The sequence below is a fragment of the Luteimonas gilva genome, assembly GCF_005239095.1.
Lineage (GTDB): Bacteria > Pseudomonadota > Gammaproteobacteria > Xanthomonadales > Xanthomonadaceae > Luteimonas_C > Luteimonas_C gilva.
The window spans coordinates 1619594-1632505 of sequence record NZ_SZUA01000001.1 but is presented as its reverse complement, the minus strand read 5'-3'; the positions used below and the strand labels follow the sequence as shown (position 1 = coordinate 1632505).

The following is a 12912-nucleotide window of genomic DNA, read 5'->3' as shown; positions in this document are numbered from 1 at the left end:
CGACCATGCTGTGGGCAGGTATCTATTTCCCTCATCTGGGTATCGACAGCATCCTTCGTTGGCATCCCGCACCCGATGAACCTTTGGCGATTATTGGAGGGCATGCACAGCGTCGCGACCTGATCGCCGTCAATCGAGCTGCGGGGCAGGCAGGCCTAAGGCCGGGCATGCGCTTGATCGCGGCGCAAGCCATCGTGCCCGGATTTGCCGCGATCAACCATGACCCCAAAACCGAAGAGCGCTGGCAGCAGTTCCTTGCCGCCTGGGCTTACCGTTTCAGTTCGCAGGTTTACGCCGGCTGGCCAGGGGCGATCGTATTGGAGGCCAAAGGAAGCTTCGGCCTCCATGGCTCTTGGCCTCAGTTCCAAAGGCAATTGCGTGAGGACCTCACCGCGTTGGGCTTTCGTCACCACATTGCCCTGGCACCCACTGCTTACGGTGCGCGACTGTTGGCGCGCATGGAAGATGGGCTCACGATCCTTAACCAAGAACAGTTGCGCAACATGCTAGGGCGTGTGCCTGTGCGGCGCGCGTTCTTGCCGGAGGACTGCGGCGACCGCCTTCATGCGATGGGGCTGCGGCATCTGCGCCAAGTGTTCGAGTTACCCCGCGACGGATTGCGCCGCCGTTTCGGGCAGGAACTGCTGACGACCCTGGATTACATGTTGGGGGATGCGCCTGAGTTGCTGGAGTGCTACCAGCCACCGGACCGTTTCGATATGAAAATCGAGCTGTCCTATGAGGTCGAAAACCATCAAGCCTTGCTGTTTCCAGTACGCCGGATGACGGCAGACCTGGCGGCGTATCTGGCCGGGCGCGATGGAGGCGTCCAACAATTCCAGTTGCACCTGGAGCATGAAGGCCTGCCACCCACCATCGTGATGGTGGGACTGCTCTGCGCCGAACGCGAGGCTGGCATGCTGTTCGAGCTGACCAAGGGTCGTTTGGAACAAGCCCAGATCCCGAAGGCCATCGTGGCGTTGAGATTGATCGCCAAGGACTTGCCGACTTTCGTGCCGGGTGGCCGGGATCTATTCGATGAGCGTCCCGCCCATGCGATGCCGTGGGAGCAATTGCGCGAGCGGCTACGTGCGCGGCTAGGGAACGAAGCGGTCTATCAGGTCGCGCCTGAGGTGGACCCGCGTCCCGAGCGGGCCTGGTCGCGTTGGAGTGCGAGCAAGCTTCCAGTGGCACCCCAGAGGCCGCTGCGGCCGAGTTGGTTGCTGCATCGCCCCCTACCGCTTCGCGACCCGCGGCCGACGGTCCTGTCCGGTCCCGAACGGTTGGAAACCGGGTGGTGGGACGGGGAGGATGCTCGACGCGATTACTACATTCTGGAGCTATCCACCGGGCAGCGCGCGTGGGCCTTCTGCCCGATTAACGAACCGGGCACCTGGATGCTGCAGGGCTGGTTCGCATGACCCCGGAGTATGCCGAGCTCCATTGCCTGAGTGATTTCTCGTTCCAGCGCGGTGCTGCCAACGCCGAAGAGCTCTTCGTGCGTGCCAAGGCCTGCGGCTATACCGCGCTGGCCATCACCGATGAATGCTCGATGGCCGGCATCGTCCGGGCGCATGAGGCGGCCAAGCGTCACGAGATGAAGCTGATCGTCGGCACCGAGATCACATTGGTCGATGGGCCCAAGCTGGTGTTACTCGCTCAAACCAAGGAAGGTTATGAGGCGTTGTGCGCTCTGATAACGCTCGGGCGCCGCGCGGCGGAAAAGGGCGAATATCGGCTCACTCGTGCCGACTTGGCCGGTGGTTTGCCCGGCACCTTGGTGCTGTGGGCGCCGGGGGCGCAAATCGTGCGTGAGCACGGTGCATGGTTCAAAGCTTTGTTTGGCGATCGCGGTTGGCTGGCCGTCGAGCTCCACCGAGATGGCAACGATGCCGAGCGTTTGGTGGCTTTGGAAGGGGTGGCCTGCGAGCTGGGATTGCCGATGGTGGCCGCCGGCGATGTGCATATGGATATCCGGCGCCGGCGCGCGCTTCAGGACACCATGACCGCGATCCGGCATAACCGGACCATCAGTGCCGCTGGCGGCTATTTGTTCCGTAACGGTGAGCGGCATCTACGCACACGCGACCTTCTGGCCAAGGTCTATCCCCCCTCGTTGCTGGAGGAAACCCTTCGCATCGCGCAGCGCTGTAGTTTTTCCCTGAACGAGCTTTGCTATCGCTATCCCGCCGAAATCGTGCCCGAGGGCCATACGCCCGCCTCCTGGCTACGTCACCTGACCGAGGAAGGGATTAAATGGCGCTGGCCCGAGGGCATCTCGGACAAGGTTCGCGCCCAGATCGAGCATGAGCTCGATCTCATTCGGGCATTGAACTACGAAGCCTACTTTTTAACCGTTTACGACCTAGTCCGCTTCGCCCGCAGCCAGAACATCCTCTGTCAGGGGAGAGGGTCGGCGGCCAATTCGGCAGTGTGCTTTGCCATCGGCGTCACCGAGGTCGATCCCATGCGCATGAACATGCTTATGGAGCGGTTCATTTCCAAGGAGCGTAATGAGCCGCCGGACATCGATATCGACTTCGAACACGAGCGGCGCGAAGAGGTCATCCAATACATTTACCAGCGTTACGGGCGCGAGCGTGCGGCGCTGGCCGCGACCGTCATCTGCTATCGGGGCAAAAGCGCCGTGCGCGATGTGGCCAAGGCCCTGGGGCTGCCGGCCGACCAAGTCGATGCGCTGTCCCATTGTTTCGGCTGGTGGTCAGGCGAAGACCCGATCGAGGACAAACTGATCGAGGCAGGGTTTGATCCTGCCGCGCCAATCATCCGACGCGTTATCGGGCTGACCGCCGAGTTGCTCGATCACCCACGGCATCTCTCCCAACATGTAGGCGGTTTCGTCATTTCCGACGCCCCCCTATCGACGCTGGTGCCCGTCGAAAATGCAGCAATGGAGGATCGCACCATCATCCAATGGGACAAGGACGACCTAGACAGCTTAGGGCTACTCAAGGTCGACTGTCTGGCGCTCGGTATGCTGACCTGTATCCGCAAAACACTCGATCTGCTGCGTGCGCATCGCAATCGTGACCTGACGCCCGCCACGATTCAGTCCGAGGATCCAGCGACCTACGACATGATCTGCAAGGCCGACACGATCGGTGTCTTTCAGATCGAAAGCCGAGCGCAGATGTCCATGCTGCCGCGGATGCAGCCTCGCTGCTTTTACGACTTAGTTATTGAGGTGGCGATCATTCGCCCGGGACCGATCCAAGGAAAAATGGTCCACCCCTTCCTCCAGCGCCGACAGGGCAAGGAATTTGCGACTTACCCCAACGAAGACATCAAAGCTATCTACGAACGCACGATGGGGGTGCCCCTGTTCCAGGAACAAGTGATGCGCGTAGCGATCGTGGCGGCGGGCTACTCCGCCGGCGATGCCGACCAACTACGCCGATCGATGGCGGCCTGGAAGCGCCACGGCACCATGGATCACCATCGCGAGAAAATCATCAATGGCATGCTCGCCAAGGGTTACACCCAGGCCTACGCCGAAGAAACTTTCCAGCAAATCATCGGGTTTTCCGGTTACGGCTTTCCCGAGAGCCATGCGGTCTCTTTCGCCTTACTGACCTACACCAGTTGCTGGCTTAAGTGCCATGAGCCCGCTGCCTTTGCCTGCGGCTTGCTCAATTCCCAGCCCATGGGCTTCTATTCGTCTAGCCAGATCATCCAGGACTTGCGCCGACATGAGGTCGAGGTGCGTCCGGTCGATGTGACGGTCAGTGGCTGGAACAACACCTTGGAAGCTGGGCCCGACCTCGCGAAGCAGCCCGCCCTTCGATTGGGCCTACGCGAGATCCGTGGGATGTCCGAAGCGGCCGCGCTGCGGATTGAATCTGCTCGCGCGAGGGCGCCCTTCTGGGATGTAGCCGATTTGTGCCACCGGGCAGGGTTAGATCATCGGGAACGCTCAGTCCTTGTCGAGGCTGGCGCCTTGGCGAGCTTAGCTGGCCACCGTAACGCGGCTCGCTGGTCGGTCGCAGGTGTAGAGCATCAAAGCCCACTGCGGCAAGGCAGCCCGCAGGAGACCCGTGTGGAACTTCCAGTGCCGACCCCGGGCGAAGACCTGCTGTCGGATTACGCGTCAGTAGGGCTCACGCTGGGGCCGCATCCTGTGTCTTTGGTCCGCGCGAAGCTTAAGCGTCAACGCTGCCTCATGAGCCGGGAAGTAATGGTCCGTCGCAATGGCGCGCGTGTCCGGGTCGCAGGTTTGGTGACGCTTCGTCAGCGCCCGGCCACCGCCCATGGGACGACCTTCTTGACCTTGGAAGATGAGACGGGGGTAGTGCAGGTCATCGTCTGGCAAGACTTGGGTAATCGGCAGCGTAAGGAACTCTTGGGTTCTCGACTGCTGGTCGTGGACGGCATTTGGGAGATGGCCGATGGGGTAGGGAATCTAGTGGCGGCCAAACTGCATGACCTTTCGGAGCTCTTGGGTAGACTGGATGCTCGAAGCCGAGATTTCCATTAATACGATAGCTTCTCGCATGGCTATCGACCAGATCGAGAATGTTCCCAATCAAGTCTTCCTACACGAGAGCCCCTCCAACCAAGATCGGCTGGAACTTCATTGAACTCCGGAAAGTCATTGGCGATAAGCACTTCGAGCCCTATCCAGGGCGCGATCCGCTCGCGAATCTCTTTAGCAGTAGCCACCAATCGCTCCCTTGTAGCGGCTTCATCCACGCCAGCTTCGCAAAGCTGCTGGAAGGACAGCACTGCAACATCGGGACGAAGTCGAATAACATTCGCACAAAACTTGTCTGCAGCGTCTAAGGCGTTAAGAAAGGTGGTTGCGCTACGTTTGACCTCGACCGCGTAGAACTTGCGGCCTAATACACACAGAATGTCTAGCTCAACCTTATCGTTTCCTTCGTGGCTCAAGAAAAGGTCAACTTCAGGCAAGTACAGGAAGGAATCCGAGTGCAGGCGATCTAGCAGAAAGCCCAGTGTCCAAAGCACGGGAAGCCCAGCATGACGCTTCAGAGAACGATGTACGAAGTCGTTGAGCTCGAAATGCCATTCCAGGTCTATCGGCGCCATGTAGTCGGTCGCACAGATTTCGCACTCGTTCCTAATCTGCATCTTGTCGAACGTTCGAGAATTTGAGTGACCGCAGTAAATACATCGCCAATTTGCGACCTGAAAGAACACATTCGCTCTAACTAGGTGCTCCAAAGTATCGAATAACCCGGCCTCAAGATACTTCTTGGCTTCCCCGATGTTTTGGCATCTTTGTTCCCGCTTGACACGTTCAACCGAATTCTTGTCATCTCGAATCAAGCTAAGAAGCTTATCGCGCTTGAATGTGCGAGGTCTGGCTGTGTCCTCCGTTGCCGCATTAAGCACTTTGCGCCAGAAGGCGTTTGCAAGAATGTTCGCTGCAGTTGATAGGTGGTCAAACATTGCAATGATGCCGCGAAGGTTTTGCCCTTTATCCGAGACGGCTAAGTCAGCATAGCCGTACTTTTCAAGGCCGGATCGTAGGTCGTCGTCGGGATACGAGAATGCGTCCAGCGCCAGGTGTCGGAAGAACGTCTCGTCCGAAGGCAGGGAAAGTTCGTAGTGGTAGTGTTCAACGACCGGCCGGCCGCCAAAGGGGAAGCTGTCGTTCAAGGGTAACAAGGCGAGTGCTCCCTGCCTGGTGGGCCTTGAAGAACGTTCGGTAAATGCGCGTGAAATTTTTCTTCGCCGCGGGAGTTGCCATTTGTCGATGACGTTGCTGTATTTGGAGAGGTTGTTATGACGGTCGACATTGAGTTCAATTACCCATTGGCCGCGACCCGCGCCCCTAAATTGCGGTGCCAGGTAGGCGAGATGCGCTGGCGCGTCGGCCCTGACCTTGGTGAAATCCTCGTTGATCTTGAGACTTACGGTGTCTTGAACAGTGCGGTGAAGATTGTGTTTTAGATCTTGTTGACTTGGTACGGCTAGTGTTTCGGGAGAAGCGCCTACTGCTACCGAGTTCCAAGTTACCTGTTGCAGCATGTCCCGCAACGCTCTGAGCACCTCAACGCTGAGGCTTGCGCTGTGCAGTGAGGCGTGATGTGGCCCGCCGTTCCCGCCCAAGAAGTTGTTCTTGTTAAGGTACTGACCGAGCTGTCGGACGAGGAGATCGTCATTAAAGAAGGATTCGTCGAGAACTAGTGCGTTGGTTGTTCGAGTCCAACCATCCTTTAGATGACGACAGTTCCAAAAGTTAACCCTGTCGAGAGGCGAGCTTCCGACGAATATGCGAAACGAGGAAGTCCAGGCGGAAGCCTCTACACTCGCGGCACCGTCGCTATGGGCCATTGCGAGTTGCGAGATCGGCGTTGCCTGGTGGTCAGTAATGGCCTTGAAGGCCTCCAGTAGGGAGGTGCAGCGATCACTCCCGGCGATGTGGTTTTCGGGGAGGTCTGTCGGAACCAGACAAAGTGTCCGAAAGAGCCCGGGAGTGCCATGCGTGCTTGCAAGAAGGTCAAAGCTAACGCCGAAGTTATCTGCTAGTACTCGGTTTAGCGGGGACATGCTGTACTGACTGAATATCGTCAATTCTGTGGGTAGCTCATCGCGACGAGGTGGAACACGCAGCGCGGGGCTTTGAACAGTGCTGAGTGATGAGATCGACTTGAAGTGGTGGTCCCAACGGGGAAGATATGCTCGCCACTTTCTCGCAGCGTCGTCGCGTTCTTGTATTCGGTGCTTCAGAAACGCGATAGGACAAGACAAACGATCGATGTCCGCTATCGTCGAGCTTTCTAGCGTTGAATAAGCATAGAGGTAATCCGGGTCGAAGTGGTCTAGCCACGATCGGAAGGATTCGTCCAAAAAGCGACCGCCCGATATAGGAACAATCAGGGTGTAGACGCCTGCCCAACGCGTATACGATTCATAGAAGACGGCGTCTAGAATCAGGTGGGCCTCCTCCAAATCATCGAGTGGCACCAGATACGCAACTTTGATTGGGCGGGAAGACGCCGTAACCTCGACTGTCTTTCCTAGTGAGGACGGACGGTTCCAGCGCATACCTCATCTCCGTTGCTGTCGCGGCCGTTAATTAGATCCAAATACCCACGCTTCGGCCAGCGAAGGCCGACGAAGGGATTTTGGGGGTTAGGCCCTATCCCCAAGCATATAGCCAGGAGAGGAGGGTGCTCATGCGTCAGTCCACGAATGGACTGTCATTTCCGCCAGAGGCGTGTCGTGCATTTTTCACGTGAAAGCTCAGCAGTGCTCCTGCTGAAATGGATCGGCGACCTCGGAACTGCAAGTAAGAATTTTCTTATTCAGGAGAGCTACGGAGTGCAGTTAGCTAAGTCATCTGGCAGCCTATTGCCGTTGGACTGGTCGCCCTAGGCGCTTATCCGCAAGGTACTCGGTGTCGAAAGAAACTCGACTAAGGAGCTAACCAAGGATGGCTTTGGCTATGCTAGGAGTGCTATTCGGTCCTGGGTCTAATTCGCCAGGCTCGCTTTCTTAGGCGCGCTAAGAGTGCTAAGCAGCTCGAGCAATTCCTTGTCTCAACCCTCGTAAGGGGGCAATGACATGAGCGGCCGAAATTCGTATCTAGCTACGGCGAGCTGCAAGGTAAGGCTGTTGGTGCGCCGGACTACGAGCGCTCGCGCCATGGCCATACCTTTGCCTCGATCCTCCGGCGGAGGAACTTTCGGCCCAACTGCAATTTACTCTCCTCTGCCCCATGCTTTAGGCTGAGACGGTTCGCTTGCCAGTGGCGTCGCTTGGTCTCTTTTAATGACGCTGAATTTGGAGATTGCTCTGCGATGGGCCCCATCCAGGAAAGTGCTCGTCTGTCCGCGAAGTGTCCGAACAGCACCCAGGCAGCGTAGGCTTCGTCCAGGTTCTCAAGCCGCCAGTACTCAGTCCACCAGTGGCGTGCGCATGCCTCAAAGTACCGCGCGCGCGCGGATTGGCGGCCGACTTCCTCGGCCCATGATTTCGATGGGCCTTCGGGCCAGGCTTCCGCAATGGATAGTTCGTTGTTGATTGTGAAACCCGAGAGAACCGCCGCACGTTGCTGGCGCCAAGGCAAATCCGAAGTCGTGTCGCTTGCCATCTGAGATTCAAGCCAATCGGTCTGATGATTGAGGATTGCAACCAGCGCCACCTCATATAGATCCGCATCGCTGTTGGTTGTTGTCAGGTCGAACAACTCTCTACGCGCCTCAAGCACGGGCGGCGAGGTCGGAGCCCGAAAGATAACGTGCAACAGCTCGGGCAGATCAGCAGGACCCGTGATGCGTGTTCGAATTGCTAGGCGAAGTGACTTCCAAAGGCGCACTCCCCGCTCGGGTGCGATAATGAGCAGGGCCTCACAAAGAGCGAGAAAGAGGCCCTCGGCTTGGGTCACCCGCCGGATGAACTGTGGGCTCAACGAATCGTGACCATCCAGCCACCGCTCCATAACCTCTGGGGCGTGCCTGCAGAGCGCTAAGCCGTCCTCAGGGGTTACAAACTCAAGAAAAAGGCTGGCACCTTCTCGCCGGACTTTTTCGATCTGCTGACGGACTACTTCGCTGACGCGGTCTCGTGCCGCAAGACGTGCGTCATCATCAAGAATGTCACGCATGGCCTCAAGCGAGTGGGGGTTATCATGCGGCAGCGGTTCAACGGAATACCAGGACGGATCTGTTGAACCAGCTTTACGACGAACTCCAAGTTGCCCCGCCATGTCGAGTGGTTGAGCCGGGCCCCCAGTAAGAACCGAATCCAGGATCTCGACAGCCAGGCGCGTCTCCGCGGCGTCGCCTCCTCGATGGCGGACGGCCTCGAGCAGGCGCCAGGGCGCCAGTCGAACAGCAACTTGCTCAAAGGGGACTCCAACCGTCGCCTCAAATAGGGCGCCGGATGCATAGTGCGCTGAAAAGGTATCTAGCTCGGCCGTGAACCGCCATCCTTGGCTATCAAGATCCCGGCCCAACCGTTTTGCGTCGGTGCGCACGAGCACGATATGCCCTATTCGCACGTCGATCGGATCCTCGGAAGTCGTTAATGTCGAGACCCACTCCCAAGCGAAGTCGCTGAGCAGTGGCGGGTCTGCGGCAAGCAGAACGGCAAGATCCCGCTGTTGCTCAGGCGTGCCGTGCTGAAAGCGTCGTATGAGCTCATCTACCTGTTCAGTCGTAAGCGCCGGCAAAGCGTCGATCAAAGCCGTAGGGATATGTGGTAATGCAGCCTCGATCACAGTGATGGCTTGGGTTAGTGCATCAAGTCTAGCTAGTTCCGGGCGTAATAGTTCGGAAGCCGCGACAGTTTCGTCGCCATCCCGCAACTCTCGCCCCAAGGTCCGGGCAGCCCGGGCACCGGCCGCTTCATCCGCACCATAGATCAACAGCGCTTGATTGATCTGCCAAGAGCGAGCGGCACGGCTGGCTTGCGTGGCAGGATCACGGGCCAGGCGCCTGCGCAAATCAGCAAGTTGTTTCGGCGCGCAGCGAGCTAGTACCGCCTGGAACTGATCAAACTCGTGGTCGTCAGCGGTGAGATAGCGCCCAGTAAACAAGCGCTCGACGGATAGATTATCGGCAAAAGCAGCGACCTCCTCGCAGAACGCCGCGGGTGGTTCAAAGGTTGGATCTGCCCACAGGGTTTCACAGCGCTGAGCTCGATAGCGCAAGTTGAGCGACGTATCGGTTAAAGCTGCCGAGGCGTGACGACGTTCCAGGGCGTAAAAGCTTGTACTAGGATTCGATAGGTAATCGGCCTCGTAATCGGGTCGTCCCATAAATCCTACTTCTATCGCTGCCGCTGACTCGTCATCCTGGCGTGTTCCTGGGATGCGCAGTAGGAGTTCTGCTACCCGAGCGTTCAGGTGCGGATGTACGCTCGGTTCTGGCACCCGACTCATCATTTCGGTTGCAGCTTGCCGCGCGGCTTCAGCAACTTCGTGTGGGTCGATGGGATTGAGCAGGCATGTCCATCGCAACTGGTTCCACCCCAGATGGTTTAAACTCACTGCTGCGGATATGGCTGCGATTCGCAAAGCCGGCAACGCCCCCAATAACGGATAGCCCTCGAGTAGCCCTGGAAGGTGCTCCGCCAACATCGTGTCATCGCGATCGACCAGCTCCATCGACTCGCCAAGTAGTTGGCGTTCTCCCGCAACGTCAACCCCGATACGACCTATTAGACGATCACGGCGAGAGCGTTCGGCCTCTGCGTTAGGTGTGGATCGTGGCTCAACATCACGGGAGATTACACGCAGCCAATGCTCGGCCCGCTTAAGCACTACCTGTCGCACCGTTGGATTATTTCGATCGACGCTTCGAAGCGCGGCAACCGCGATTTCCTGGCTGGCAGCATGTGTGTGTCGATGCGACATTTCGATCGTGTCCAACAGCGCCTCGGATATTTCGGGAGCCAAGGCATGGATGTCACGAAGGTGGACTTCTGCAAGATTCTGGGTTTGGAGCCACGCGGCAGTTAAGACGCCGTGCAAGAGCCGCGGCGCGCCGGACTCTAGCGCGATCGCGACGGCCGCCCTAAGGATCTGGGCACGCTGATCGAGCCCGCTAATCGGATCGAGCCATTGGGCAAGCGTTGATTCCATGGCGCCTCGATCTTTCGTCGGAGCGGACGTGAGCAGCGAGACGGCCATCGCGCCAAGGGCGTGTGCTACTAGGTCGGGCGACAGCTCCAGCGTTTGATCGGCGCGCGCTTGGACAAAGGGGGTGTCGATAATCTCGCTTAGGCGCTGATATACCTCAGTGGTATTGAGGTCAGGCCGCGCGGCTAAGGTGCTGAGCTCTTGTGTCGTATAGGTTCGGATGCCGCCCCGTAACGAACGTGCCGTGGTTTGTAACCACTCCTCCCACTCCCGTTCCGAGAAGACACGGTTCATTATCTGCCCGGCTGTGTCGCGTCCGTACTCCCAGAGTAAGCGATGAAGAGTTACACCTCCACCATCGACCAGTCGCCCGCGAAAGCGGATTACCAGATCGAATAGGCGGGGATTTTGCGCAAGTTGAATCAGATCGGGATGCAGATCGCTGCGCGTGAGCGCGTTCAGGCCGAGCATCTGGTCAAGCTCGCCTGCAGGGAGAGCGTCGTACACGTTGACTTCGACTTCCACCGCTCGGTCGAGGAGCCGGCGGAGTTTCTGGAGACGTGTTTCGAAGTGGTGCGATCGGGTGGTTGCGATGACACGGATACGACCACGAAACTCATCGCTCTGAAGCATGCTCAACAAGCCAGCCCAATCTACCCCGGGTTGCTGGTTCAGTCCGTCGAATACGATGAGTAGAGCACAGCCTTCCTCTTCGGGGCGAAGAAGTATGCGATCTAGGCGATTGCGCCAATGCTCGACATCCCGCACCTGCATCAGCTCCTGGAGACGTTGGGCGAGAAAGGTCTTGAGTGCGTAGACGGAGCTGAACCCACTCGACACGGCGGACGCAGGCACAAGCAAGGTGGTGGGCAACGAATCCTTGTTGCGAATCAGCCAATCGGCGACCACCCAAGTCTTGCCGACACCGAAAAACCCAACAGCGCAGAGAGGCGCGCCAATGCCCGGCGGCGACTTCCACCAATCGTCGATCGATTGAAGCAGATTGGTTCGGTGGATTAACTTCTTTGCGCCGCCGGAAACCACTTGGCCGAAATGTGATTGTGATTGACGCGGGTCATCCCAGATTGCTTCCAGGCGTTCCCAGGCCCGTCGTCGAAGGTTAGCGGTACCTATCTGCCAACTGGCCAAATCCCGACGCAGCCGCTCGATCTGAGACGCCGCGAGCGGCTGTAGGGCAGCGGCGATCGCTGCGGCCTCGTGGCCTAACAAATCGTCCACGATGGTGGGACTGGACGCTAAGAGCGCGGCTAGGGTCGGCGTTTCGTGAGACTTCCAATCAATGATCAGCACGGGCACGCCCTGCCCGTCGCCTTTGCGAGAAAGGGCTTTCTCTAGTTGCTCCGGGACTTCGCGGGTGGCTGCCAAGACCCAAGCTTCTAAGGCCGGATCCTGGGCGAACGCCTGATCCATTTCGCCGAGTAGCTCCCGATCGTTCAGCCCGGTGTTGTCCTGATAGCGTTTGCATTCGATGCGTAGGTAACGCTGTTGGCGTCCTGTCGTTCCCGCATCAGCGCCGTGCTGAAAGCCAGGCTTGGCAACGGCGAGGCTCGTTCCGATCAGCTCTCCGATGAGGCCCGCAACCAAATGCTCAAAGACCCTGGTGTCGACAGCCTGCACCACAGCTTTAAGTCTCTGTAGTTCCGCTGAATTAATTGCGGTCATCAAGATCCCCTATATAGCCGCTGATCAGGCACTCGCATTCGCACGCGCTCCATGTGAACGGCAATCCGATGCGAATTATGTTCCCGCCAAGGGTTCTGTCTTGGCCGTTAGCTTGATAAGTACCTGATCGATATCAGGGCGATGCCCGCCGCAAATTGATTCTGTGGTCGATAGCAAAGCCAATTATGTGGGGGTATCTCTGGGGGTATCTGCTGCGTGCAAATTTGCAGAATGGCTTCATAGTGCGCTGTAGCCACGGAATTCGGATGCAACACGACCCACCATCCTCGCTTGCAGTCGGCATCCGAATCGGCCTCAACCGTTGGTTCGATTCCAACGCGACCTCATCTTCTTGGCTGCAGTGGAATCGGTCTCGATCCGCTGTTCGACTCCAGACGACATCGTTCGCGCTCGTTGTAGAACCTGTCGACTGCTCGTCGCAGCCGAGTTCGAATCCGGCCACTTGCTGATTCCGATCGTCCTGTGGCGATAGCGCACGATTCGTTGCTGCGGTTCGCAGGCCGGCTTTCTACGCGCAACGAAAATTTTGCGCGAATCGCTTACGGGCGCCGAAGGTATGCGACGTGGTTCTCATTTGGATCGATACAGGGCAAAGCGTGGCCGGAGCGCTGTTTTTTTCGCGTTTAGCGCGGTTTTCG

4 protein-coding genes are annotated in these 12912 nt (G+C 58.1%); 2 read left to right on the top strand and 2 right to left on the bottom strand.

The window, feature by feature from the left end:
- Positions 1–5 precede the first annotated feature (5 nt).
- Together FCE95_RS07635 and FCE95_RS07630 are read left to right on the top strand one after the other, a co-directional pair.
- On the top strand, positions 6–1421 hold the full coding sequence (locus FCE95_RS07635) for a Y-family DNA polymerase (RefSeq protein ID WP_137266330.1): 1416 nt from the start codon (positions 6–8) through the stop codon (positions 1419–1421).
- Positions 1418–4495: an error-prone DNA polymerase gene (locus FCE95_RS07630; protein ID WP_137266329.1), complete on the top strand. Its 3078-nt coding sequence runs from the start codon at positions 1418–1420 to the stop codon at positions 4493–4495. Before FCE95_RS07635 ends, FCE95_RS07630 begins: the two co-directional genes overlap by 4 nt.
- A 20-nt stretch (positions 4496–4515) precedes the next feature.
- Here FCE95_RS07630 and FCE95_RS07625 read toward each other — a convergent pair whose 3' ends face one another.
- Positions 4516–7032 carry a hypothetical protein gene (locus FCE95_RS07625; RefSeq protein WP_137266328.1) on the bottom strand — a complete coding sequence of 839 codons (2517 nt, stop codon included), beginning with the start codon at positions 7030–7032 and terminating at the stop codon, positions 4516–4518.
- Positions 7033–7615: 583 nt separating this feature from the next.
- Positions 7616–12253 carry a hypothetical protein gene (locus tag FCE95_RS07620; RefSeq protein WP_137266327.1) on the bottom strand — a complete coding sequence of 1546 codons (4638 nt, stop codon included), beginning with the start codon at positions 12251–12253 and terminating at the stop codon, positions 7616–7618.
- Positions 12254–12912 lie beyond the last annotated feature (659 nt).

Coding starts and splice junctions, on each gene's coding strand:
- FCE95_RS07635 (WP_137266330.1), top strand. CDS start 6: ATGCTGTGGGCAGGTATCTATTTCCCTCATCTGGGTATCGACAGCATC.
- FCE95_RS07630 (WP_137266329.1), top strand. CDS start 1,418: ATGACCCCGGAGTATGCCGAGCTCCATTGCCTGAGTGATTTCTCGTTC.
- FCE95_RS07625 (WP_137266328.1), bottom strand. CDS start 7,032: ATGCGCTGGAACCGTCCGTCCTCACTAGGAAAGACAGTCGAGGTTACG.
- FCE95_RS07620 (WP_137266327.1), bottom strand. CDS start 12,253: ATGACCGCAATTAATTCAGCGGAACTACAGAGACTTAAAGCTGTGGTG.